The 22481-nt window shown below is 41.8% G+C and carries 20 protein-coding genes and 2 pseudogenes; 12 read left to right on the forward strand and 10 right to left on the reverse strand.

The window, feature by feature from the left end; translation table 11 throughout:
* Positions 1 to 128: 128 nt before the first annotated feature.
* Positions 129 to 581: a very short patch repair endonuclease gene (locus FFJ24_RS10595; RefSeq protein WP_138821474.1), complete on the reverse strand. Its 453-nt coding sequence runs from the start codon at positions 579 to 581 to the stop codon at positions 129 to 131.
* A 318-nt stretch (positions 582 to 899) separates the two neighbouring features.
* Between FFJ24_RS10595 and FFJ24_RS10600 the strand changes: the two genes are divergently transcribed.
* Both FFJ24_RS10600 and FFJ24_RS10605 read left to right on the forward strand, forming a co-directional pair.
* Positions 900 to 2072: a DNA cytosine methyltransferase gene (locus FFJ24_RS10600; protein WP_138821475.1), complete on the forward strand. Its 1173-nt coding sequence runs from the start codon at positions 900 to 902 to the stop codon at positions 2070 to 2072.
* Complete coding sequence (locus FFJ24_RS10605) at positions 2050 to 3132, forward strand: hypothetical protein (protein WP_210419499.1); 1083 nt, start codon at positions 2050 to 2052, stop codon at positions 3130 to 3132. The genes FFJ24_RS10600 and FFJ24_RS10605 overlap by 23 nt, the downstream gene beginning before the upstream one ends.
* A 64-nt stretch (positions 3133 to 3196) precedes the next feature.
* Here FFJ24_RS10605 and FFJ24_RS10610 read toward each other — a convergent pair whose 3' ends face one another.
* Positions 3197 to 3475, reverse strand: a complete 279-nt coding sequence (locus FFJ24_RS10610; RefSeq protein WP_138821476.1) for a hypothetical protein — start codon at positions 3473 to 3475, stop codon at positions 3197 to 3199.
* Between the two features lie 920 nt (positions 3476 to 4395).
* Here FFJ24_RS10610 and FFJ24_RS10615 point away from each other — a divergent pair.
* A complete protein-coding gene (locus FFJ24_RS10615; protein WP_210419500.1) occupies positions 4396 to 5262 on the forward strand; it encodes a hypothetical protein in 867 nt (288 codons plus the stop codon).
* Positions 5263 to 5462: 200 nt separating this feature from the next.
* On the opposite strand, the gene FFJ24_RS10620 is transcribed toward FFJ24_RS10615, so the two are convergent.
* Positions 5463 to 5819, reverse strand: a complete 357-nt coding sequence (locus tag FFJ24_RS10620) for a hypothetical protein (protein ID WP_138821477.1) — start codon at positions 5817 to 5819, stop codon at positions 5463 to 5465.
* 628 nt (positions 5820 to 6447) lie between these two features.
* Here FFJ24_RS10620 and FFJ24_RS10625 point away from each other — a divergent pair.
* The 6 genes from FFJ24_RS10625 (at position 6448) to FFJ24_RS10645 (ending at position 10652) form a co-directional block, all read left to right on the forward strand.
* The gene (locus FFJ24_RS10625) at positions 6448 to 6894 is read left to right on the forward strand and encodes a LexA family transcriptional regulator (protein WP_138821478.1); all 447 of its coding nucleotides are present in this window, start codon (positions 6448 to 6450) and stop codon (positions 6892 to 6894) included.
* The gene (locus tag FFJ24_RS10630) at positions 6872 to 7840 is read left to right on the forward strand and encodes a Y-family DNA polymerase (RefSeq protein WP_138821479.1); all 969 of its coding nucleotides are present in this window, start codon (positions 6872 to 6874) and stop codon (positions 7838 to 7840) included. Before FFJ24_RS10625 ends, FFJ24_RS10630 begins: the two co-directional genes overlap by 23 nt.
* Before the next feature lie 80 nt (positions 7841 to 7920).
* Positions 7921 to 8115, forward strand: a complete 195-nt coding sequence (locus tag FFJ24_RS26775; protein ID WP_371717072.1) for a DUF4113 domain-containing protein — start codon at positions 7921 to 7923, stop codon at positions 8113 to 8115.
* A gap of 142 nt (positions 8116 to 8257) precedes the next feature.
* Entirely contained in the window at positions 8258 to 8962 is a 705-nt protein-coding gene (locus FFJ24_RS10640; RefSeq protein ID WP_138821480.1) for an SOS response-associated peptidase, read from the forward strand.
* 197 nt (positions 8963 to 9159) lie between these two features.
* Positions 9160 to 9324 (forward strand): DUF6756 family protein, encoded by a 165-nt coding sequence (locus FFJ24_RS26780; RefSeq protein ID WP_371717035.1) that lies wholly within the window; start codon positions 9160 to 9162, stop codon positions 9322 to 9324.
* Between the two features lie 800 nt (positions 9325 to 10124).
* On the forward strand, positions 10125 to 10652 hold the full coding sequence (locus FFJ24_RS10645; RefSeq protein WP_138821481.1) for a hypothetical protein: 528 nt from the start codon (positions 10125 to 10127) through the stop codon (positions 10650 to 10652).
* A gap of 452 nt (positions 10653 to 11104) precedes the next feature.
* Here the strand turns inward: FFJ24_RS10645 and FFJ24_RS10650 are convergent, their stop codons facing one another.
* A complete protein-coding gene (locus tag FFJ24_RS10650; RefSeq protein WP_138821482.1) occupies positions 11105 to 11947 on the reverse strand; it encodes a M12 family metallopeptidase in 843 nt (280 codons plus the stop codon).
* 536 nt (positions 11948 to 12483) lie between these two features.
* Between FFJ24_RS10650 and FFJ24_RS10655 the strand changes: the two genes are divergently transcribed.
* Together FFJ24_RS10655 and FFJ24_RS10660 are read left to right on the forward strand one after the other, a co-directional pair.
* Positions 12484 to 13212: a LytTR family DNA-binding domain-containing protein gene (locus tag FFJ24_RS10655; protein ID WP_168202392.1), complete on the forward strand. Its 729-nt coding sequence runs from the start codon at positions 12484 to 12486 to the stop codon at positions 13210 to 13212.
* 3 nt (positions 13213 to 13215) lie between these two features.
* Complete coding sequence (locus tag FFJ24_RS10660) at positions 13216 to 13506, forward strand: hypothetical protein (protein WP_138821484.1); 291 nt, start codon at positions 13216 to 13218, stop codon at positions 13504 to 13506.
* A 315-nt stretch (positions 13507 to 13821) separates the two neighbouring features.
* Here the strand turns inward: FFJ24_RS10660 and FFJ24_RS10665 are convergent, their stop codons facing one another.
* The 6 genes and pseudogenes from FFJ24_RS10665 to FFJ24_RS10690 all read right to left on the reverse strand — a co-directional run bounded on the left by FFJ24_RS10665 (position 13822) and on the right by FFJ24_RS10690 (position 18830).
* Positions 13822 to 14538 carry an outer membrane lipoprotein-sorting protein gene (locus FFJ24_RS10665; RefSeq protein ID WP_138821485.1) on the reverse strand — a complete coding sequence of 239 codons (717 nt, stop codon included), beginning with the start codon at positions 14536 to 14538 and terminating at the stop codon, positions 13822 to 13824.
* Between the two features lie 38 nt (positions 14539 to 14576).
* Complete coding sequence (locus FFJ24_RS10670; RefSeq protein WP_138821486.1) at positions 14577 to 14987, reverse strand: DUF805 domain-containing protein; 411 nt, start codon at positions 14985 to 14987, stop codon at positions 14577 to 14579.
* A 311-nt stretch (positions 14988 to 15298) separates the two neighbouring features.
* Positions 15299 to 17343: pseudogene (mobC, locus tag FFJ24_RS10675) on the reverse strand (conjugal transfer protein MobC).
* A 9-nt stretch (positions 17344 to 17352) separates the two neighbouring features.
* Positions 17353 to 17649 (reverse strand): annotated as a pseudogene (locus FFJ24_RS10680) (hypothetical protein); the annotation flags it as partial.
* 59 nt (positions 17650 to 17708) lie between these two features.
* Complete coding sequence (locus FFJ24_RS10685; RefSeq protein ID WP_138821488.1) at positions 17709 to 18251, reverse strand: BfmA/BtgA family mobilization protein; 543 nt, start codon at positions 18249 to 18251, stop codon at positions 17709 to 17711.
* Positions 18252 to 18485: 234 nt separating this feature from the next.
* Positions 18486 to 18830 (reverse strand): hypothetical protein, encoded by a 345-nt coding sequence (locus FFJ24_RS10690; RefSeq protein ID WP_138821489.1) that lies wholly within the window; start codon positions 18828 to 18830, stop codon positions 18486 to 18488.
* A gap of 170 nt (positions 18831 to 19000) precedes the next feature.
* On the opposite strand from FFJ24_RS10690, the gene FFJ24_RS10695 reads away from it, so the two are divergent.
* Positions 19001 to 22477 carry a hypothetical protein gene (locus tag FFJ24_RS10695; protein ID WP_138821490.1) on the forward strand — a complete coding sequence of 1159 codons (3477 nt, stop codon included), beginning with the start codon at positions 19001 to 19003 and terminating at the stop codon, positions 22475 to 22477.
* Positions 22478 to 22481 lie beyond the last annotated feature (4 nt).

Below are 22481 nucleotides of genomic sequence, written 5' to 3' on the forward strand. Positions count from 1 at the left end.
AACTTATAAATATCAATGCAGTAATTTATGTCTCATAAAGTTGAGAGATATTCATATCAAAAGCCTGTAGACCTACATGACAGCCGCGACGAAGAAATTGAAGAAAGTATTTGGTTAGCTCAGGCATCTTAAATAAATAAGTTTCTGCTAGGTATTGTTTGATCCTTCGAGGCTTCGAGAAAAAGTAAAATTTGATTAATACATTTATTCAGATTTTTAGTTACGTCATGATCCCAAAATCGCATTACCGTATACCCAACCTCTTGAAGCCTCCTTTGGTTGATCATGTCGCGCCGCATATTGCTTTCAATTTTCTTAATCCAGAAGTCGGCATTGCTTTTTATTTTTGATCTTTTCTTTTCCCATTGATACCCATGCCAAAAGCCACCATCAACAAATATAGCGAGGCGGTGTTTATTAATCACTATATCAGGTTTTCCCGGCATGTTTTTAACATGTATCCGAAAGCGGATTCCATTAGACCATAATGCTTTTCTAAGAAGCACTTCGGGCTTGGTATTTCTGCTCTTAATGCGGCTCATGTTATAAGAGCGGGTTTCTTTGCTGTGAACATCTGCCATTTAATGATAAACACTGACTTTTCAAATTTGTGTGCCTGATGCTATTCCTTTTTTGGTCATCGTTTCAGGTACGACTTTAAACCATTCATCGACGATACTGAACATAGCTAAGATTTAAATAAATGCGCTCAATTAAAAACTATTTATCCGGGATGGGGTGACAATTCAAATTGTTCTAACAACATTCAAAAAAATATATACGTTTTTATTAAACATCAGGATTATTGACGAAATTCTTAAACCTGCTTTAAATTATTCGAAATCCCAAAATCATAAATTCGGAGGTAATTTTAACAGCTAGTTTGTATATTTGGTTCGATGATGAAGAAAACAGGCATATTTTCCTTTTTCGCTGGCGCGGGATTTTTGGATTTGGGTTTTGAAAAGACCGGGAAGTTTGAAACGGTGTTCGTAAATGAATACCATAAACCTTTTATGGACATTTATAAAGGTGCACGAAAAATGATGGACACCACCCCGCCTAAGTACGGTTACGAAATAAAGGATGTAACCAAATACACAGAAAAGGAGGAGCTGGAAAAACTAAGTTCAAATCTTAAAGATGCAAAGCATGAATATGATATTACCGGCTTCATAGGAGGACCGCCCTGCCCTGATTTTTCAGTTGGCGGTAAAAACAAAGGGAAACATGGGGAAAACGGAAAACTTTCGGGAACCTATATTGATCTCATAACCAGTACAAAACCGGACTTTTTTCTTTTTGAAAACGTTAAAGGACTATACCGCACGGTAAAGCATAGGGAATTCTTCGAAGCGTTAAAAACGAAGCTGAAGAGCAATGGCTATTACCTTACTGAAAATCTTATCAATGCCATCGAATACGGCGCACCACAGGACAGGCAGAGGATTATACTTATCGGCTTCCATAAAAGCTTTCTGTCAAAGCACGTAAAACCCGCAAAATTTCAGCAAACCGTAGACGGATTCGACTGGAATGCCCATACTGTTTTTGATAAAAATGAGATTTTCCGGAATGACTGGCCGCTACAGGATCTGTTTGCTGAAAATGAAGAACGGGCATTACCAATGAATATAACAGAAGAACTTACCGTGCAGCACTGGTTTAATAAAAATGATGTTCAAAATCATCCTAATGCAGTTCATTATTTCCAGCCACGTGCCGGACTGGCGAAATTTATGACCATTCCTGAAGGAGATGATAAGAAAAAATCATATAAAAGGCTTCATCGCTGGCGCTATTCGCCCACAGTAGCTTATGGGAACAACGAAGTACACCTTCACCCTTTCTTACCCAGACGGCTGTCTGTCGCAGAAAGCCTTGCGCTTCAGTCCCTTCCAAAAGATTTTGTAATACCAGCTGAAATCTCTCTGTCAGATATGTTCAAGACTATCGGAAACGGGGTGCCGTATCTTGCCGCAAAAGGCCTCGCCAACACTATAGCAGATTTCATCACCAGACTTCAATCAGAAACAAACGCTCCCGTATATGAAGAAGCTCACAGCGGCTAACATTGTTGCCTTTATAAACCAGCTTGACAGATCTTTAACCTATAATTACATCGATCCGAAAAATACAGGGTTGATAGAGATTGTAAGTGTAGACCTGCCCGAAGGGCCGATCCGTATACGCCGATGGAATCCGACTAAAGGAGAGAAACCCACAGGTAAAAAAGTCGAACCTATTTCGCCAGAGCTTATCTGGCGTATAGCTAATGCCATGGCTCCTAACCAGCCCGTTAATTTTGACCGGGTACTAGCGGGCAGCTATAATACCCGGAGTGTACTCGAAGCCCTGTTGGCCTATACCCCTCAGTTCTACTTTGCGTATCCCGGCCGCATAGAAACCAAAGGCGGTAAACCCCAGATTAAAAAAGGTCATAAACACCTGCTTTGGACTCCGGACGAGCCACATCAGGCAGGTATTTTTCAGGAAAAGAAGACCGAGGTTGTGATTTCGGAAGTCCCTGCCCAGGAAATTACATACGATGCCTTGGTCCTTCCCTCAGATACACAGGTCGAGCCAATTGATATTGATATCCAACGCAGGCATGCACAGATACAGATTGCACTATATTTCGTCGGCAAACAACTAAATTTCAGGACATGGATAGCCCAAAATGACAAGGGAATTATTTACCAAAATAAAAAAATAGGTGAACTGGAGGGTGTGATTCCACGTCTGCAGGATGAAAAATTGCTTACAGCATACCAGGATGCTGCTCAGGCAGCACTATTAATAGATTGTATCTGGTTCAAGAACGGGAAGCTAATGCCAGCAGTAATGGAAGTAGAGCACTCGACCGGGGTAACAAGCGGACTAACCAGAATGAAAAAATTCAAGGATCTTTTTATCGGACTTGAAGGGATCAGATACGTCATTGTTGCAGATGATGCTGACCGGGCTAAAGTAGTAAAGGAGGCCAATCACCCACAATTCAGGGAACTAAATATCCGATTCTTTCCCTATTCTGCTGTTGAGGAGCTTTATTCACTTTGCCAGCGCAGAAAAATTCAGGGTGTGACAGAAGCCTTTCTGGATTGCTATATGGAGCGGGTATTGGTGGAATAGTCAGCTGCTTAAGTTATTTAACCTCTAAATAAATGATCAGCCCTAAGGACCGATCATTTTAGCTCTAAGCGGTAAACCGCTTGTCCAATTCACCACGCCAAAAACCGTGTGATTTATTAGAGTTCTTGTCTTCCTTTAAAAAGGCTTCAATCCTTTGAAAGGTGGCAAGAAGTACCCAGTTTTTGTCCGTCATGTACCTGTTTATGAAATATACCATTTCATAAGATTCGCCACGATTTAACAAAGTACTGTCAGGTTTCCCCGTCCGTTTTGGATCGTCATCAGGTAAGGCCGTATCCTTGTAACCGGAGTAAAGTAAATCAGCTTTTGTAAAATTTGCCATATAATACTACTTTTATTACCGCTATTGAACGGTGCACGAGGTCTTGTCAAACCGTGAAGTAATATTATAGAAATAAACCTCCTTGCCAAAGATTTTCCCTCATTAAGCTTTGGCAAGATAAGAGGGTCAAGTATTATACCATTTGTAATTTCCCTGAGACAATCTGACTTATTGTCCTCAACTACAACTACATTCTGTCAGATAGTGTTCGAAATACACATCTCTGATTCTAAGCAGATTACGGGGTAATTCTTATTTAAATAGCTTTTTCCACATTTCCCATCGGTGATATATTGAAATTTATCTAATTGACTGATTATGGCAGAATTTTAGTTATTCTGTAGGCATTTTTCATACGGTATGCTACTGAAGTAGTGCCTGTATTGGTTAAAACCGACAGACGAAGTTATAAGTACAGAATCTAAAAGAAAAGCTTCTGGATGATTACCTGAGCATTTTTCCGAATGCCGATGCCTACCAATTACTTGAAACCGATTTACGGGAGGTTTTTTGGAAAATATTCAGCCGTTGCTTCCCCTTGCGATATGAGAAGATATATGATTTAATTGTGGATGGTTCGGTATCTCATAATGCGGTCCTCCAAGGGACAGCAGCGGCATCTTTGTTGAACAGACAATACGGCGGCCAGAAAACAACCTCTATAAAAACGCCTATCAGAACTTAAAATCGACTCCCAGACCATCCCCGCACACCTCCTATAATAAAACCTTAATCCAAAGCGCGTGAGCGGTTGCAGCGGCATCCTCCCGCAGGAAGATACAGCGGAAGACGCGACCCTTCAGGGGTACGCCCGAATAAAAATAAAAAAACTAAAAATATTTTAAAAACACAGGCAAATAAAAAACCAGACCCGATATGGAATCCCCCGCCCTTTCGCATCCTATATTAAACCAAAGCCCATGAAAAACCTGCAACTGATCCTGACCAACCCATGCACACAGCAATGGAGCGACATTGAACAGCCGGACGGCAAACATCATTGCAACAAATGTGAAAAAAACATCATAGACCTCACCGGCAAATCCGATACCGAACTAGCAGACTTTTTCAAACACAAAAGCGATAAGGTATGCGGACGCCTGCTGGCCAGCCAAATGAACCGCGACCTCATACTGCCCCCGGCAAAGACTGGCTGGCAATGGCTCATGCCACTTGCCCTGGCCGCACTAGCCATCAGCCCGGCCCAGGCACAAAAGACAACACCAGCAGTGGTACAAACCGAAGGACAGCACAAAAACGCAGATGAAACCACACCATCATCATCCCACCTTCCCACCATACCAATCACCATAAAAAGAACCGTAGTTGACCAGACGAACGGCAAAGCACTCGCCAACGTTAAAGTAAGGAAGATAGGAGAAGAAGATGCATTGGCGATAACCGATTCCCTTGGCAGATTTGAGCTCAACCTTTCTGATCGCGAAAAGTTATCCAAATACCTATTCAACCTGCCAGGCTATACCCCCATCGAGACCTATCTAAACGATCACATGGTGATCAAATTAATCGCCGAGAAAAGGATCATGCTCGGCGGAATATCTACAATCTCCCTGAACAGATCACCGCTTTACCTGATCAGGGCCGGTAATAAAAGCTGTACAATCGAAGCCTCGAAATTAGGTGAGCTATCCCCCGACTGGATTGAAAAAATAGAAATACTGAAGGATGCAAATACTACTGCGGTGTACGGCGCAAAAGGCGCTAACGGGGTGATATTGATCGAAATCAAAAAAGCCTACAGGAAAAAGATCAGGTTTTCAAAATAACCATCCGCTCAGAGACATCCACAGGCATTCTTTCAACATATTGATATCGAATGATAAGCGCCAAAATTGCGGATGGAAAAACATCTCAAAATCTCAGCCTCATTTCACCTGCAGTATTGCCTGCGCCATAACTAAATGATCAAAATGCTACTGATAAGAAATGATATGGACAGGGCTTTAAACCCGTCCGTCACTTTAAGTTATTTTAACTTGAGCACCGTTCCATATTCCTTCTCTCTGATTTCGGTTGTTGAAATAATCTCAAAAGTATAAGTTTTAGATTCTTGTTCAATTTTAACTTTTATTTTGGACCCGTTAATTTCGTAAGTCCCGCGATACCTGATGTCGCCGGATGGAAGAACTTCTGCGTAGCCATCTGGCTGCAAAGTTAAAGCGAAACCACCGTCGTAAGCATTAGCCGGAGTATGGTCAACCTGAAAATACTCTTTTACTTCGTTTACAACCAGTTGATCTTTTTTACAGCCCCCTGCAAATATCAGAATGGAAAAAACAAATAAAATAATTAAAGCAGTAGAATTAAAGTGGATGTTTTTCATGCTCAGGTTTTATGGTTTTAAATGAATTTATCTGGCCGGATATTTCAGATTAAACGAGTGGATTAGTGAAAATGCTACAATCAACAGTAAATTCTTGTTAATTACAGCTTGATCAATGCGCTATTTTTGTTGTGACGCCATGTGTTGCAAGCTGGAAGTAAAGGAAAAGGCATAAATCATCCGAGGTCACGGAACACAAACATTAAGCTGTTCAGTGTAAAGCTGTACACATACATCGCGAATAATAGGCAGCAAAACCTATATCAATTGTGCATCCATCACTGCACACCCGATAACCAAACCTGATCCAAAGCGCGTGAGCAATTGCAGCGGCATCCTCCCGCAGGGAGATACAGCGGAAGACGCGACCCTTCAAGGGCACGCCGAGAGAAAAACGTTAAGCGATAATGCTAAAAAACAAAAAAACAACATTACCGGTAGCAACCAAGCTATTACCCATACGCACAATTTATCTCCTATCCTCAATCTAAAAGCCCAGGTTATAAACAAAACACACAATAGTTAACCCAAACACCAACAACACATCACCCCAGGTTGTAAGCAATCTCCCCACACCACTTGGATTTGCTAATATTTTTAGTAATTTTGACCCATAAGCAACAGGGTTATGATTAGAGAACTAGAGATACCAAATAACAATCTGCTTGATACACTGGACAACCCGGGCCGTGTTTCAGGTTTTATATCTCCTGCAGAGGACTACAAACAACGAAGATTACATATTGCACAAAGGATTGTTGGCGATCCAACCAACACCTACTACTTCGAGGCCGATGATGACCACATGCGCTACTTTGGCATTATGAAAGGGAGCATCATCGTCGTTGACAAATCCATCAAGGTAAGCTCCGGCATGCTGATCGTATGCTGCGTGGAAGAGGAATGGCTCACCCGTAAACTCCTCATAACAGAAGACAATACCTACCTGTGCATCAATGATGGCATGGAAGCCTGCATGAACATCACCGGGAAAAACATCACCGTATTTGGCGCCGTTACCTGGACCTGCCTACCCCATTCAAATCAGCACCATGTTCGCACTGGCAGACTGTAATAACTTTTATGCAAGCTGCCACCGGTTATTCGAACCTCAATACAATAATGTTCCTGTAATTGTACTGAGCAACAACGATGGCTGTGTAATCGCCCGGAGCAACGAAGCGAAAGCCTGTGGCATTGCCATGGGTGCACCATTCTTTAAGATCAGAGAAGAAATCAAAAAGCATCGCATCGCCGTATTCAGCAGCCATTATACCCTATATGGCGATATCAGCGCAAGGGTCATGACCAACCTGGCCAGGTTTACGCCTGATGTGGAAGTGTACAGCATCGACGAATGTTTTTTGGGCTTAAGTGGGTTTGAAAACCTGAAAGAATACGGCAAGACGATCAGAGAGACTGTTATGAATCACACAGGCATCCCGATAAGCGTAGGCATCGCACCAACAAAGGTGCTGGCAAAGGTGGCAAACAAAACATCAAAGAAATACAACGGCGTGATGGTACTCGAAACAGCACAGCAAATCCATGATGCACTGGCCGATTACCCGGTCGAAGATTTATGGGGAATTGGCAGACAGTTTGCGCACAAGCTTATCAAAGGTGGTATTGAAACCGCTGCACAGTTCAGGGCCTTACCCATCGACTGGGTGCAAACCCATATGACAATAGTTGGCGCCAGGATGTGGCGGGAGCTATGGGGCGAGAGCTGCATCCCGTTAAAAACAATACTTGACCCCAAAAAAGGGATGTGTACCAGCAGGGCATTTGGAAAGCTTACCGGCGATTATCATGAACTAAAGGAAGCCACATCCAGTTACGCTGCAAGACTTGCAAGCAAGCTCCGCAGGGAGAAATTATGCGCAAGCCTATTATCAGTTAAACTCTTAACCAATAAGTTTATTGCCCAAGAATTGCAGGCTTATCCTTCGATCACCATACCTTTAGAACACCCTGTTAACAACACCCTTGAACTGATAACACAGCACTCTGGGGACTAAAAAAAATTTACCTAAGGGGTTACCTGTATCAAAAGGTCGAGGTAAACGCAACAGGGCTGATACCGGAATCAGAAGTCCAGCTGAACGTCTTTACCGAATTCAAGGGCAAAAAATATGATCAGGTTTCCAAAGTCTTAGATCAGCTTAACTTACATTACGGGGCAGGAACACTGCGAATGGCCGGCGAGGGCAAAAATCAAAAGTGGTCAATGAAGCGCGAGTTCCTGCGTCCGCACTACACTACAAACTGGAACGACATTATTAAAGTAAAATGAAAGAACTACTGGCACTTATTAAAAGGTATTTACTCAAGGAAGCCTCTACCTTAAACCAAATTAACGATCAGCCAAAACCCAAACGGAGGAAGAAATAAAACCAACTGGTATTGAAGCTTGTTATAGCTTTTAAAAACTAACGATGTGCGCCAGATATACCTTGACAGCCGAGGAAAAAGAAATACTTAAAACCCATCCGCACCAGATCCAGGGAGAGTGGACACCTAATTACAACCTCGCCATCACACAAAAAGGACTGGTCATTACCGCAGATGAACCAGACATCATCCAACAGATGTCATTTGGAATCGTACCCTACTTTGCTGAAGGTTTAAAACTCACCCGTGACACCTGGAACATTAAAAGTGAAACAGCAATGGAAAGCAAATTGTGGCGTCCACTGCTTATCCATCATAAAACCTGTTTAGTGATGGCCGACAGCTTCTACGAATGGAAAAAAGATGCTAAGGGTGAACAGCAACCCTACCGCTTCACCGTTAAAGACAGAAAGCTGTTTTGCTTTGCAGGCTTATGGTCTCAATGGGTTGATCCCGAAACCAAAGAAAAGTTCCGTACCTATGGCATTCTGACTACTGAGGCAAATCCACTGGTGGCAGAAATCCATTCCAAGAAACGCATGCCCGTGATCTTAACTAAAGCTGAAGAAGAAATCTGGTTGAGCAAAACGCTCCCGCTTGATACCAAAATGACGGTGCTGGATACCTTTCCCCAGGAACTGATGAACAGGGTTATGGTGAGCAGACGTGTTAATGCGGTTTCCACTTTGAAGAAGCCGAACAACGACTCAGACTTATTACTTCCATTGAATACCGATGATGATGTCTAACTTGTGTAAAGTCCACATTTTCCTTTCATATTGGTTTTATAAACCCTCCGTTACAACGATGTGCTGAGGATCAGTATTAGCATTGTCGTTTTAAAAGCTGATGAACTGTCGTCATGAAAACTTGCACTGGTTTAGTGATGATTCGGAACAGGTAGCCTGTTTAGACTTCAAAATTGATCTCTTCCCCTTAAGAATAAGTGATTGCTCGCGCAGTATCTGATATTACCAGGGTATTAAATGAATGCTTTTTGTTTAAATACTACATCATCAGCAAAGACTTCCAGTGGTTACTCTGCGAGACTCATCATAAACAGTTAGTTGGTATTGGTGAGATTCTAAGAAAGAAAATCAAAACATCTTAGCATGTGATATCCCAAACTTAAACCATCCCCTCAAAAAAATGAGATAGATTCAAAACTGAATAGTGAGAAATCAGCATATATTGTATCTATCTGACTACTGCCCACCGGAGATAGACGTCAAACTGCAGCACTTCATCATTTGGCAAACCATCGCTGCAAACATCCTATAATCCAACCTTCATCCAAAGCGCGTGAGCGGTTGCAGCGGCATCCTGCCGAAGGGAAATACAGCGGAAGACGCGGCCCTTTGAGGGACGCCCAGAAAAAAACCAAACAATAAATCCTTACTTTCCGAAAAATAGTTTCTACAAAAATGTAAGCAAGTTGCCCGCCTGGCAGAATCCCTTGAGATAACTTAATGCTTTTCATTTATCCTCATTCATTTTTAAATGCCAGCACCGTGTTTTGGTATATAGAACCGTTGTAAGACCAGATCATTTCAGGTAGCTGGCTTTTTGATTTTTAATTGACCTAATTTTTTTGCAATAACTGGAATACATTTCCTTCCGGATCTTTTCCATCGCAAACCGAGTATCCATAGTTGGCCGCATAGGATCACCAACCCAAAACTTCTCCCCTCCCTCAAGCGCCTACTTTAGTCCAGTCCAACAAGAAACCAGATCCTTTCAGGCACATCATCTGCCTGCGAATCTTCATGAGGTAAAGCAACATAAGGCAGTCAGGATGCGTCAGTCAGAATGAACATCTCCCATAATCATCGTTATTTGTGGCAACTATTGATTTTTTTTTGTATTTATCATACCTTAGCTTAAGTTATACTTAAAAATACACTACTTACTATGAAAACTTACAAAACATTACTGTTTGCCGGGCTTTTGTTCGCCTCAACTTCAATTTCGGCACAAATTGTGACCGGCCAGTGGCAACCTGTTGCCCCGAATGACGTCCAGCCACTTAGCCCCCTTCCCCAGGAAGGCTTATTCGGTTTCTACCAGGAATGGAATGCTACGGGTAACCTGGTACTGACCTATGGGAATCATTCCACAAAGGCTTTGAACCTCAAAAAAACCACTCCAAGCGGTGCAAATGACAGAATTAAATCCATGGTACTTCAAGGCCCCTTGAGTAATACCCAAATTGTGGTGTTTGATAACCCCGATGGACAAACAGATGACGATTATGCTGTAATTAAGGTAGAAGGGACTTTACCTCCGGGAATCCGGGTGGTCATTCCAAGCTTCGACATTGGTGCAGCACCTGGCGTTTTCTGGGACGGCGGTAATGGTAACCGGGTTGTTGAATATTTTTACTACCACAATGGCTTAGACGGTAAAATTTCTCATATTAGCCGGGCAGTGGGCCAATAAAGCGTTATCACTTATCGAAAAATCACTATTACAGGTAATAGTGATTTTTTAGCTTAGATTTTTACAATTAGGGTAGATGAGTTTTATCACTGAATATGGGACCATTACGCCATTGAGTTCTGACATCAATGTCCATTGAAGATTTGCCCGAAAGCTAACGCCAATACCTGCTGCGTTGGTCCTTCAGTACCCAGGCATTACTATACTCAATACGCTTAGATCGACAAACCATTTCCTACCGACCCTTTACCGTCAATTTGCTAAGATACAAGCCAGCAAAACTTTACAACAATTTCGTTTCCGGTTAGATGGGGTCAATTCACTCTGGCTTTTCCATTAAAGTCACATTTATACCACGGATAATGAATATGGTTGGATGATCAGGCACAAGAGTTTTACAGGGAAATACCCTTTTCGCCTTTAATAGACAAACTCCCGTGCCTGCAGATAATTTAAATACCATAAATAGCTTTCACCCAACCGGCATCTTTGGTGGACGGGGATTTTGTACCACTCCAGGAATTATCGATCCAGGTGGAACCATCCAGTCGTGTCGTAGTTGGAAGACTGCTATTGATCGCGCCATATCCATTGTATGATCCATAAAGCATAATAGAACTGATGTCAAAAGTGGTCCCACCATAATTCATGCCGGTAAGTTTATTATATCCCGATTGTGCAGCTGTAGCGATATTATCCCATTTTACTGCGATATAAGCATCACGATCTGCACGCAGCTGTTCATGGTGTAAACCGATGGCATGACCCAGCTCATGAACCACAATGCCTTTAGCCTCCGGATTCGAAAGATTCATTGTCGCCCCGCTAACATAGCCCACAGTACAATTATTCGCACTTCCCGGCTGTATAGTCAGGTAATAGCCCGAAGTTACCGCCTCAAAGATAATTCCCGATTTTGCGGTCCAGTCGGCCATGGCTGTCAAGATAGTGTTTGTCTGAGCAGTAGTAAATCCAGAGGCAAACCTATAGGAGACTTTGTGGTTTGGCCACTTGTATGCTCCTGCCGGCCCGTGTCCTTCGGTTGTAACTTCCGGTAGTTTTGTGGTAATCTGTTCATCTGGAATAACCATATCGCCATTAAAAATATTTCTACCGTCAACTCGCTCGTAACTGATTAACGAACCCAGGTAATAGCCCTGCCTCAATTCCACAATTTTTCCAGCAGGGTTTTGTTGCGCTGAAACCTGTTGCGCGTTGTTGTCATTTTTTTTGCACCCCAGTGAGAGCAATAGCAATCCCATAAAGGGTAGCGCAAATAATCTTGTATTTTTCATAGTTATAAAAATGTAGTTTAAATACTAATTTAATGTATTTTTTCCTATAATTAAAAACAAAACTTTCTGTCTGCAGCTGGTTAACTGTTGGAAACTGCTGTTTAATTGATCAAATCTAGTACAGACGTCAATCTAAAAGAAAAACTATGATAGGCTCCAGGGCGTTTTTAAAATCTCATGACAACTGGTAAAAGCCTTCTGGGACTTTTAGCAGCCGCCCAAAGCATTTCTTACTGCCCATAATTTAAAAAGCTATGCGTCCCGACCAAAAAAAGGGAGCCGCGGCTCCCTCCTGTATCCAAGAATCCTATAGGATCCGTTTAAAGAACGATGGCTGAAATGATCGGTTAAAAATTGATTATTTCAGGACTCAAGATATGCCCAAAAGGAGTAAAAAAGGAAGTTTATTATAGGAAAGCCCTTCACCACTATACGAAATCCCAAAAATGCCAGGCAATATTTGTCTCTTTTATACTCATATACTTGCTGATTTAAAAGACAATTCCGATATTGGTAAGACATCTAAATTTCTTTCTATGGAACTTACCAGTATCGCTATCGATGATGAGCCGCAAGCCCTTGCCGAAATCGGGGAACTCCTTTCGCTTACTCCAGGGATCAACCTACGCGCAACTTTCAACAATGTAAACGACGCCATCCACAATCTTCAGGAATTCGGACCGGTGGATATCGTCTTCTGTGATATCAGCATGCCGGTTACCGACGGTATTAAAGGCGCAAAGATGCTGAAAGTCTATTGTGACCACTTGGTCTATATCACTGCACACCGCAACTACGCAGAAGAAGCATTTCACGAAGGCGCATCCGGATACCTGGTCAAACCCATCAACCATGAACGCCTGATCGAAAAGGTAGAACAGCTAAAGGAAACCCAGGAAAAAAACCGGCGGATAGAATATAGCGAAAAGAAGTTCGCCTTCATTACCGGAAAGACCAAGCATAGTTTTATCCAGGTGTTCTACAGCGAGATCATATACTTTGAGGCGCTGCTCAACCATATCAAGATCATTACCACCAGAAATACCGAGATCACCTATATAGGTCTTAAACAACTGGAAAGGGACCTGATGCGCCATCCGGACTTTATCAGGATCGGTAAATCGCACATGATCTCCATCAACTACCTGAAAAAAGTCGAAGGTAACATGGCCTTCATGAGCAACGGAGAATGTCTCTCAGTCGGGGAGAAATACCGGAACGCATTTACAGCAATCCTCCGGAAAGGCATGCTTAGCGGAGGTTAACGTTTGAAAAAACTGAATAAAGGAATAAAAGACCTCAGTGGCCTGGACGGCCTAAAGGCCGTTACCGGGCCAAACGGTTACGCCATAACCATCTCGCATAACGAAAACCTGTTATCCCTGCACGGACTGGAGCAGCTCGGCTCTTCTACCGAAGGGATACAGATCATGTATAATAAAAACCTGGCGGATTTCTGCCCGTTGAAACTATTAATGAGCAGCTATAAAAGTTACTTTTCGGCACTGGACAACAAAATCAAGATGGATCCGCAAATCCTGCAGAGCAGCTGCAAATAGGCATCTTAACGCATCCATGTAAAAAAAGTAACGTTGTTCGATCTTGTGGAGGATAATGTGCAGATTTCCATTCTTCCAGCAGCATCAACTCTGGGATCAAGCGGAACGATTTCGGCTCCCTTCCTAAACTCTGCGATGAAACCTCGGATATTATTATTTATATCTGGTTAATTGCACGACCTCATCTCGGCGTCCACCATTACTGGAAACGGTCAGCGGGTGCAACAGCGCTCATTTAAACAAAAGACAAAGCGGCTGACCCGCTCCCATTTTGCAATTAAGAGGCGCTTAGCACAGTCATTCAGCCAATATTATCTAAGGTTTAAAATCTGTTTCGCTTACGTCTGAATTGATCTTCAGCTCCACAACGTTCAGGGCCTGCAAACTGTTCTTGTTCCCTATTTTCATTTCGGATGCGAAGGTCAGGCCTGAATACTTTTGATAATTCAGGTAAATTGTTGTGGAAAAGCTGTTTTTGTTTACATCTTCAACCTTATCATCACGCTGCAGCAATTTGGTTTCCTTGTCAAAATACAACAGCTCAACCAACCCACTTTTCCGGGTTGCCTTAATTTTGTAACAGTCCTTTAGCCCCAGTTTTTCCTCATTCAGAAATTTAAGGGTCCAGAGTTCCGGCCTGATCCAGTCAAGTTCATTAAAAATATTTTTTCTATCAAACTTGTCTTTAAACTCAGCAAGATCGGCTTTTTTAACCGCACCATTAACGGTTTCAAAAGCCTTTTTCCCATCAAACCAGTTTTGAAATACAGTTCTGCCTTTGTATACAATCTTAAAACTACCCTTATTTGGCAACATTTCCCTTGTAATGTAATTGACCTCCCTACCCTCCGTTTCTGTCTTGATATCAGTGTACAATGTTGTAATACTACGGAGAAAGGTTTCTCCACCCATTGCCTCAATGCAATCTTTTACGATGACTGTGGGATCCGGCTTCGCGGCCTCCTGGGCCCGAAGCGTAACGCTGCCAAAAGCGGATAGCAACAGAATTGATATTATTTTGGGAAAGTTCATATTTTATTTTAAATATTAGGTATACTGATCGTACGGTTTTAATCTGGTTTTATCTCACGCAAAGCCTGCGACGGCTCGCTCCCTTCCGCACCCATCATTTTACCCGTCTTAAAGTCATACCCGAATTCATCATAATCCGCATTACCCTCTCCTTTTGGATTATCGCCATACTGATTGGGGCCAAAATCACCTGCAGCAAAAAACATCATCAGTCCGTAAAAAGGGACCAACTGCCACCAACCTGATCTACCCAGATCATGGCAGCGTTTTGCACCCTGAGAAATCAACAGATAAATAGGCAGAAGTAAAATAATCACGATCCAGCTGCCAACTGCCTTATTGTTCTCAAAAACCAGAACAAAAAAGTAGGTAATCATATAGAGAATCTGGGTTAAGGCAAATTCCGTACGACGGATCCTGCCATAAAAAGAAAGGGGGGCTTTGAACATTAGAGAGGTATTTATTTAGCTATTGGTTTGATGCGGACTAAAATACTGATTATTTGATCTGATCTCAAATATTTTTTTCACCTGATGGCCGGAGGCTGCCCCTGGTTGAAACCTGCTGACTACAAAAAATATCAAAACGAAGAACTTTTTCTCTGCCTGTTTCCTTTTAACGGCTTATCAGGATGTTTCCCTGTCTGTAATTCTGACCAAAGGTAGCATGGTGGCAAAGGTCCGGGATTTAAAATTCACAAGGCTTGAAAAATAGGTTTCCAGTAGGCTCAAGTTTAAAGACAAAAAGCTTTATGGACCAATCAAATACTAACCAACTGCTCCCGATCACCATCGTCAACATCAAACTCCTCATTCTTTACCTTATCTTCTTCCGACAACGCCCTACCTTCCGCCCTCGCCAAAATCTTCCCACACTCTTCCTCCAACAAAGCCGCAACCTCATTTTTAATCATCATATAATTTTCCACGATATCCCCATAACTCACCTCCCTCGGCCTTGGAATCGGCAAATAACCTTCCATCTCCTCCGCAATCGCCTGATGGTCATTCTGTATTTCACAATGAAACATTTTCAGTTTAATCTTCTCCTCCGGATTATCCGCCACAATGCCCACAAACTCCCCCGATGACAAAGAAGCGATCTTAGAAGCCGGCACCGCATAATCCATCTGCGTAGACCTCGAAATCGAAATATCAGAACTGTTGATACTTTTGCTTTCCTTATCCTGTACGATCTTTCCAAAATTCTCAGACAGTTTTTTCGCTGTATCCCCACTCACCTGCCCACTGATAATATTGCCTACAATGTTCGTGATGACATCCGCCTGCTCCTGCCCGTAATCCTTCCTCAACTGCGAAAAATCCTGCAATCCTAAGGTAGTTGCACATTTATATCCTCTCGCTACCGCAATATGACTGTCCATTCCCCCCACAAAAATCGAAGAATACTCATCGAAAACAATGCTACTTTTCAGCATCCCCTTTTTGTTCACCAGCTTTAACATCCGGTTCACATAAAGCGAAAGCACCGCCCCATAGGTCTGCACCTTCTGCGGATTATTGCCCATACAGACAATCTTCGGCTCCAGAGGGTTATTGATATCCAAGGTGAAATCATTACCACTCAATACATAATACAACTGTGGTGAAGACAGCCTGGCCAGGCCAATCTTGGCCGAAGCGATCTGGCCCTCCAGTTGTGGCATCGCCTTGCGCTGCAAAGCAGAAATAAATGGATTGATCAATACCCTGATCTCCGGCTCTTCCTGCAACACCGCAAATAACCTGTCATATTCCGCCTGGATCAGCTCAATCGCATGCGGCAAAGTGCAATAACGTCCATTTTTATATTTGCGCAGGAACCAGATCACTGCCGTTACAAAATTGATGGCACTCTCCACAAAAAAATCGCCCTGCTTTTTAATCCAGTCCCTGTTCAGCCCAAGCATTACTGTTCTACTGGCCTCAGTGGCATCGGTAATATCTTCCATACTCTGCGGATCCAGCGGATTACAACGGTGGTAGATCCTGTCAAAATCTATCACCCAGAAGGTGGGTTTAATCTTATAATTACCCTTGTATTTCAGCAATGCATTATAGGCAATGATCGAAAGATCGTCGAACTTGAAATCGTACAAAAACATCGAAAAACCCTTGCGGATATGCTGGGTGATCACATGGCGGATCACAAAATAACTCTTTCCAGACCGCACCCTGATCCGGGGGTACCCGTAACGAGCAGCCCCCGGAAAGGATTAATGATATTGATGTAAGACTTTCTGATTTTTCCTTTTAAATTGTACCTGGCTGGCAGGTTGACCGAATATTCATTCTCCAGCAACCGCTCTTCCTGCGGGAAGGTTTCATTCTCGCTGTTGAATACATCGGTGTTGATAGCGGACTTGATCAACCGGGAAAGCATGGCACCTCCGGAAAGCATCAAAAGATAACCAGTAGAAGTTGTCAGGAAATAAAGCCCAGCAATTAGCTGAGCCCCAAATCCCAACCTAAAAACGAAATAGGCTGCAAAATAAGATACCAGCCCTATCACCAGATAAAGCGTAATATCCTTTTTCCGGATCTTTTCATCCTTCCTGCCTTTCACACCCAACAGCGAAATCGCCAAACACAATAATGCCGCAAGTTTTGGCACCCAAAAACCATCAAAAAGCCCGGTCCTGGAAAGATGCAAAATCAGTCTGTCGGTAATCCCTGCTGTAAAACCCCATATCTTAAAAGCTAAATAACAGCTCATATAAAAATGGATGCTTAAAATAAACAGACTGATGAGCCTGGTAAAATCAGTAATCTTACGCAACCCTTGCGTATCCTCTCCTGTATTCATGTTTTCTGTTTAAAATTTGAGTGCATGCTGCTGCGTTTTTCGTTTTTTCCGTTTTTTGTTCCGCAGGGCTGGTGAAATGGGATCGAATTCTGGCCGGACCAAAAGCAGATCCAATAATGTATCTGATGGTTCAGCCAATAGCTGTGGCGAAACATTCTGGTTCTGTTCCTGAGCTGAAACAGCCCGTACCTTCTCCTGTTTATCTTTTTGCCCGGCCATCGCGAGCCGCTCCTCTAGATTCCCATTCTTCTGCGTATTGGCATAAGTAAAACTCTCGCGATTCTGTCTCTGGTAAGCAAACATTTCATCAAAGGCCTTCCTTTATTGTTACCCGTTTCGCTTGCTGAAATATTGATAAACATAGCCTATAGACTTTCGATCTGTTTACGCGTCAGTTCTGCCAGTTCTTCCTTTTCCCTGGTTTTAAACGTGCCCAGTTCTTCACGTGCTTTGATATAAATGTTTAATAGCTGTAATATCTTAATCTTCAAATTTTCCCGCGATTCCATTTTCTGCGCGATGAGCTTGATCAGCCGATCATTATCCTGAGCTGTTTTCAAAAACAGCTCCTGGTTTTTAACCAGGGTTTTATTGGCATTAAGCACCTGCTCATTGAAGAATTTGACGATATCCTTTTGATTGGTAATCATCTTATCTACACCCTGCTTGATCGGAACCAACAATAAGTCTTCCTGCGCGCGGATAAAAGCCATATAACTTTTATGCCCCTTGGCAAGCGCAACCTTTAACAGTTCGTCGTTCAGGTCAGTCGGATCCTTTTTATTCCGGTAGAAATAATCCACCATCTGCGCGAAAACCGTCCGTTTGGGGCGGCCAAGTGCATGGCTGATTTTTTGCAGTTTATCACCCGTGACCCTGGTATATTTTATGGCATTCAGGTTTTCCATTGCTGTTTTGTCGTTGAACGGGAATTCTTTAAAGATATCCTTTATTGGCCCTGGCGGTACTTTCAGTCTATCAAAGAATTCCCGGAGAATTCTACCAATGCCCCTATAGCTCGCTATAGAGGCAATAAGTAGGGCCTAGCCCAACTTCCGCTTGCTCCTTTTCTTTTAAGGAGAAAAGGACTAACGGCGAGAAACCCGAGCCGGTGCTTTAAACTGAAATGAACTGTTTTATCTTTAGGATTTTGCAATAACCATATCAGTAAGTAGCGGTTTACCCAGTTCATTGGCTTCAACGGTCAGCACCAGTTCGGTTCCGAATGGCAGATACCGTACCTCTGTTTCGCCAGCCATGTATCTACCTTGGTTAGCCGATTTACGGTAAACCGATAGTGTTATCTTTTTATGGGAATCTACCAGCGTAAAAAAACAGTTGATCGTCAGGCCACTTTTCGACCATAACATAAAGTCGAGCTTAGCGGCATAGGTGCCGAGTGGCACTTGTTCTTTGGCATAAGAATAGTTTTTAGGATCATGTCCTGCTTCCAAAGCAGGAAAGAATTCCAGTACGGTTGTTTCCATATTGTTTTGAATTTGTTACCCAAAATTGGCATGTAAAAAATGTATGCTATCCAATGTTGGAAAGGTTGGCTCTAAAACCATATAGATTTCATAATACAAAGGAAAATATCGAGCAAATTATTATCTAATAAATTATACGTTTTTATATATATTTGAGGTTTACTATTTTTATGCCGCCCTCAAAAAAACCAAATATCTCTGCTTTAGCTTTTAAATTTCTACAAGAAAAGGACCCGTATACTTTTTTGGCTTCGCTGAGGAATACAATTCCTGCATCACAATACGGAGTTTTTGTTGACGAAATCCTTAAACGTCCAGCTCTTTTAGAAAAAATAGCAATTTTTAGAGAGCACCCTGCCTATACTGATCTTCAAGAATCTAGAACATTGCCTCCAATTGACCCTTACAAGGAACTAAGCTGGATGAAAGCCTTCCTGATCAGATCAGTTTCGCGTCTTCAGAATTTTATCATTTATTCTGAAAACTTCTCAAAAGAATTTATCAGTGGAAAGTTCACGGAAGCCTCAACTACACTGGAAAAGATAGAAAATGAATATGGCTGTTCGATTTGGCTGATTAAAAACAAAATGGCTCTAATCCAGTTCAGTCAGGGATTACAGGCACAAAAAGCTTATGCCGATCTGATCAAAAATAACATAGAACATACTGGAATCATAGCATATTTAACCTATTGGATAAGCTTGAGAAATGAAGATTCAGTGACTGCAAGCAGGTATGAGCAACAATTCGAGCAGAACTTTCGTCAATGGGGAGAAAAAACTAAGAATGATCTAGGTATTTATATCAGATTCCATCTGCTTGCAGATGAGTCTGGCAGCCCGCAAGAAGCAATAGACTTGCCAAGGATAGACCAATCGAGATCTCTTATCGATTTCTATGAGTCTTTTATTTATCTCTGTCGATCCTGTGCAGTATCAAACTCTGAACTAAAATCAAGCATACTATTCATTATTAAGGCTTTACAAGAAAAAATGAAGGATCAGCGATTAGATTTTCTCTCCGCATTGATCGCAAACGAATACAAAGATACATGTGAAAGTGATATCGCCTTTGAAGTGTATGACCTTTACATACAAGGTAATATTGAAAAAGCTAATGCATTGGCCAAGGAGGGGATAGAACTTACACCAGGAGATCCTTATCTGATATTTCTTCTTGCTTTTACTGATGCATTGCTTTCAGATAGCAAACTGCATGAATTGGGTATCGCAGATGTTCCTGAACCAAATCAGGATACACTTCATCCTGGCAGTATCTCTCCTGGTGCCATGATACAAAAAGCTTTGTTCGATTTGTTTACCAAAGGATTGGGTAACCAGGCTACTCAAAACACTATAGAAAAATCTTTTGATAACTTTGCCAGTTTTCCCTGGGCAGGAGTATTCCCCATGGCCGCGTTCTTTGTTGCTCCAGACAAAATCTCCCAAAGCCTCACTTTAGGGCACCAAATCAAATATGGCCATGCGCACCCTCTGTTGATTAAGGTGGCGCAAAACAGTGAACTACTTTCTTCTTCTTTAGAAGGTTTTTTAAGCTCTAAAAAGGATATTGGTTTAAGATTTGCATCTTACCCGGACAGTTTAGACAACACAAAGGTTATCGCAGAAGAAATTTATCTAAAAAAAGGAACTGACAGTTACCTTTTGGGTGAGACGGACAGTGCAATTACCTATGCGGAATACCTAACAGTCTCTCAATATAGCCATTTTAGACGGTTAGGTATGCAAATGATGTCCAACTCTCTTCTGAAGGCTGGCCGCATTAGCGAGGTTTGCTGTTATATTTCCAAAAAATATGTTCTTGATGATTCTATTGCCGATCTTTTTCCACTCGCCGAACTCGCAAAAATTTTGGATCCAAAGTTAAAGGAATGGAAAATGGTCAACGATAAAATCTCACTTTCCATCGTAATTGATATGATTCTTAAGTACTCTGCTGATACTGAAGAATCATATAGAGCATTTGCATACGAGGACTTTCTTCTTCTTAACGGACATGAAAGACCTTCGCAGCTCGAATATGATGGTTCTAGCGAAATGATATACTATTTGAGGTACATCTGCATACAATCCATAATGGATATTTCTACTGAATTTGATACCCCTGAGGATGTTGAAAAAGAAAGGTTGGCCGTCCTACGGAAACTTCTAGTAATAGACATTGACAATTCTGAGGAATATGAATTGGAAATTAAGAAGATCGTCAGAAAACAGGTTATCAGACAAAAAATGCTGGAGATGGAACAAAATAAGATTTATGTCGATCTGGAAAAGTTCCGTAACTGGGCAAACAAAGAAATAAGGGAAAACTTTTTACGATATCAGGTCTATTTAAAAAATGGGCTGGGACTCGATGCTCAAAAACAATCACACGAAGCGAAAGCAAAAGCCTATGATGACGATCCGACTGCACTTTTAACTATGGCAGTTCCTATCAATGAACCATTTTCATTATTGAGATCGATTTTAATTGAAATTCTTGAGGGTTATAGCTCCTCATCAGAATTTGGTCTCGATAGGTATCTGAGTACAAGGTTAAGACATGGTGCAATAGAAAACCAGCTTAGAAAGTTTATGTCTAAAAATCATCTTATAACTAAAAAAGAGAGTAAGAATGGTGTTTACAAAAAGAATTTTCACTGGCTTGAAAAACTGGGCGCAGATCTATACAATTCCAGAGATTTAGATCCTATATTCAGAAAATTTTCAGAGAAATATGACAAGCTTATCGAAACTATAATATATGAATGGATCGTGATCAACAAGGGAAATAATGACAAGGCCCTTTTTATGCCTCCGCTAAGAGATGGTGAGGTCGCACTGATCCAGTCAAAACTATCTCCCAATACATCCTTCACGCAGTTCATGGACATTGTAATTAGCTATATGGAAGAGCGGTTAACTGGAGCACTTTTCCTTGTACGGGATAAATTAAACAATGATGCTAAACCTGAGGTAATCAAGATGCTTAACAATCTGCAGAATCAAGTGGCCAGAGGTGGAGTTATAAGTGACCTTGACAACGCAATCCACACGTGTAGAACTCAGGTACAACCTGTTTTTGAGCGAATCAGTGACTGGTTTACGCCAGCAAGTTCATTTGAAAACACAGAGTTTCCACTTGAAGATGCAATCAGTGTGGCCGAAGCAATTGTGCAAGACACTACACCAAACTTTTCGGTAAAATATACAATCGTAACCCAAAGACCCGACCCCATCAAAATCAATAAGTTACCGATATTCTTCGATATCATGACAAATGCATTCGAAAATGTAGTAAAAAGATCAGGTTTAGAAATCCCTCATGTTGACATTGAGATTTCTGTTAAGCAAGAAGAAGATGAAGAACTCCTCTCCCTTTTCCTTCGTAACGAACTCGGTGCGGATGTTAATCTTCAGAATTTGGAAAAAATCTTAGAAGCTAAAAGGCAAAAAATTGCAGAGAATAATTATCATTCAGAAATAACAAAGGAGAATGGAACCGGTTTGTTTAAGATTTTACAGAGTTTGAAAGATCTCAACCAATCTCCTAATTATCAAGTATCCATTGACTTCGGCATAATCGATAGAATTTACTTTTTAAATTTGACTCTCCCACCGGTCAAAAAAACAACCGATCCACAATAAAAAA

Origin of the sequence: Pedobacter sp. KBS0701, assembly GCF_005938645.2 — a bacterium.
GTDB lineage: Bacteria > Bacteroidota > Bacteroidia > Sphingobacteriales > Sphingobacteriaceae > Pedobacter.

What these genes read in the sequence shown, in the direction of transcription:
- FFJ24_RS10595 (WP_138821474.1), bottom strand. Translation starts at nt 581, where the DNA reads ATGGCAGATGTTCACAGCAAAGAAACCCGCTCTTATAACATGAGCCGC.
- FFJ24_RS10600 (WP_138821475.1), top strand. Translation starts at nt 900, where the DNA reads ATGATGAAGAAAACAGGCATATTTTCCTTTTTCGCTGGCGCGGGATTT.
- FFJ24_RS10605 (WP_210419499.1), top strand. Translation starts at nt 2,050, where the DNA reads ATGAAGAAGCTCACAGCGGCTAACATTGTTGCCTTTATAAACCAGCTT.
- FFJ24_RS10610 (WP_138821476.1), bottom strand. Translation starts at nt 3,475, where the DNA reads ATGGCAAATTTTACAAAAGCTGATTTACTTTACTCCGGTTACAAGGAT.
- FFJ24_RS10615 (WP_210419500.1), top strand. Translation starts at nt 4,396, where the DNA reads ATGAAAAACCTGCAACTGATCCTGACCAACCCATGCACACAGCAATGG.
- FFJ24_RS10620 (WP_138821477.1), bottom strand. Translation starts at nt 5,819, where the DNA reads ATGAAAAACATCCACTTTAATTCTACTGCTTTAATTATTTTATTTGTT.
- FFJ24_RS10625 (WP_138821478.1), top strand. Translation starts at nt 6,448, where the DNA reads ATGATTAGAGAACTAGAGATACCAAATAACAATCTGCTTGATACACTG.
- FFJ24_RS10630 (WP_138821479.1), top strand. Translation starts at nt 6,872, where the DNA reads ATGTTCGCACTGGCAGACTGTAATAACTTTTATGCAAGCTGCCACCGG.
- FFJ24_RS10640 (WP_138821480.1), top strand. Translation starts at nt 8,258, where the DNA reads ATGTGCGCCAGATATACCTTGACAGCCGAGGAAAAAGAAATACTTAAA.
- FFJ24_RS10645 (WP_138821481.1), top strand. Translation starts at nt 10,125, where the DNA reads ATGAAAACTTACAAAACATTACTGTTTGCCGGGCTTTTGTTCGCCTCA.
- FFJ24_RS10650 (WP_138821482.1), bottom strand. Translation starts at nt 11,947, where the DNA reads ATGAAAAATACAAGATTATTTGCGCTACCCTTTATGGGATTGCTATTG.
- FFJ24_RS10655 (WP_168202392.1), top strand. Translation starts at nt 12,484, where the DNA reads ATGGAACTTACCAGTATCGCTATCGATGATGAGCCGCAAGCCCTTGCC.
- FFJ24_RS10665 (WP_138821485.1), bottom strand. Translation starts at nt 14,538, where the DNA reads ATGAACTTTCCCAAAATAATATCAATTCTGTTGCTATCCGCTTTTGGC.
- FFJ24_RS10670 (WP_138821486.1), bottom strand. Translation starts at nt 14,987, where the DNA reads ATGTTCAAAGCCCCCCTTTCTTTTTATGGCAGGATCCGTCGTACGGAA.
- FFJ24_RS10685 (WP_138821488.1), bottom strand. Translation starts at nt 18,251, where the DNA reads ATGGAAAACCTGAATGCCATAAAATATACCAGGGTCACGGGTGATAAA.
- FFJ24_RS10690 (WP_138821489.1), bottom strand. Translation starts at nt 18,830, where the DNA reads ATGGAAACAACCGTACTGGAATTCTTTCCTGCTTTGGAAGCAGGACAT.
- FFJ24_RS10695 (WP_138821490.1), top strand. Translation starts at nt 19,001, where the DNA reads ATGCCGCCCTCAAAAAAACCAAATATCTCTGCTTTAGCTTTTAAATTT.